The 1,334-nt window shown below is 71.4% G+C and carries 1 protein-coding gene; it reads left to right on the top strand.

What is annotated here, in order from left to right; genetic code table 11:
- The first annotated feature begins 228 nt into the window (after positions 1-228).
- Positions 229-1,317 carry an IS110 family transposase gene (locus tag SM793_RS36295; protein ID WP_320443406.1) on the top strand — a complete coding sequence of 363 codons (1,089 nt, stop codon included), beginning with the start codon at positions 229-231 and terminating at the stop codon, positions 1,315-1,317.
- Positions 1,318-1,334: the final 17 nt, after the last annotated feature.

Genomic DNA, 1,334 nt, shown 5'->3' on the forward strand with positions numbered 1-1,334 from the left:
CTGACAGTGAGGATGTTCATGAGCGCCTCCCGGTGGGGTCTGACCCACCCTCTGACTGACCTCGGGTCCTCAACGGGATCTGTCGGCCCCGCCCGGGAGGCGTTCGTGTGCATCCACCGGCCCGGTATGCGTGACTTCATAAGAGCCTGGCCAGAGGCCCCATCACTGTCCTGTCCGCTCGCCGGACCGGTGGCTGCCGCCCCGACCGGTTCAATGGAGAGGACGGCGATGTCCACCATCGCACAGCAGGCCCGTGAGATCACCGGCGGCGTCGACACCCACAAGGACACCCACACCGCAGCCGTCGTCGACTCGGCCGGACGCCCGCTGGGCGCCGAGCAGTTCGAGGCCACCGCGGCCGGCTACCGCAAGCTCCTGGCCTGGCTCCGCTCGTTCGGCACCCTGGTGCTGGTCGGGGTGGAGGGCACCGGCGCCTACGGGGCCGGCCTGGCCCACCACCTGCGCGAGCAGGACGTGAGCGTGGTCGAGATCGACCGCCCGGACCGCAAGGCCCGCCGCTGGCAGGGCAAGTCCGACCCGGTCGACGCCGAGGCCGCAGCCCGCGCGGCCCTGGCCCAGCGCCGCACCGGCACACCCAAGCGGCGCGACGGCCGGGTGGAAGCCCTGCGGAGCCTGCGCGTCGCCCGCCGCAGCGCGATACGCCAACGCGCTGATGTGTCAAGGCAGATGAAGAACCTGATCATCACCGCGCCGGAAGAACTGCGCGCCGTTCTGCGGGACCTGGGCGACCGACAGCTGATCGCCACCTGCTCGGCCTCACGACCGGACGCCAAACGGGCCGGCGAACCCGTTGTCGCGGCCCGGCTCGCACTGCGGACCCTGGCCCGCCGCCACCAACGGCTCGGCGAGGAGATCGTCGAACTCGACGAGCTCATCACCCCACTGGTCACCGAGATCGCCCCGGCCCTGCTCGCCCTGAACGGCGTCGGCGCGGACGTCGCCGGACAGCTGCTGGTCACAGCCGGGGAGAACTCCGAGCGCCTGCACTCGGAGGCGGCCTTCGCCATGCTCTGCGGCGCGGCCCCGCTGCCGGCCTCCTCCGGCCGCACCCAGCGCCACCGCCTGAACCGGGGCGGCGACCGGGGCGCGAACTCGGCGCTCTACCGGATCGTGCTCTGCCGCCTGCGCTGGGATCAGCGCACCAAGGACTACATGGCCCGCCGCACCGCCGACGGCCTGTCGAAGAAGGAGATCATCCGCTGCCTCAAGCGGTACATCGCCCGCGAGATCTACCAGGCCCTGACCGCCCCCACCACCTCACCGATCACCGCCGAGCAGCTCACAACCGCGGCTTGACATCCATAAGAGCATCC

Source organism: Kitasatospora purpeofusca, from assembly GCF_034043715.1.
Lineage (GTDB): Bacteria > Actinomycetota > Actinomycetes > Streptomycetales > Streptomycetaceae > Kitasatospora > Kitasatospora purpeofusca_A.

Bases quoted from the DNA above. Each gene is read 5' to 3' on its own strand.
- SM793_RS36295 (WP_320443406.1), top strand. From the start codon at position 229: ATGTCCACCATCGCACAGCAGGCCCGTGAGATCACCGGCGGCGTCGAC.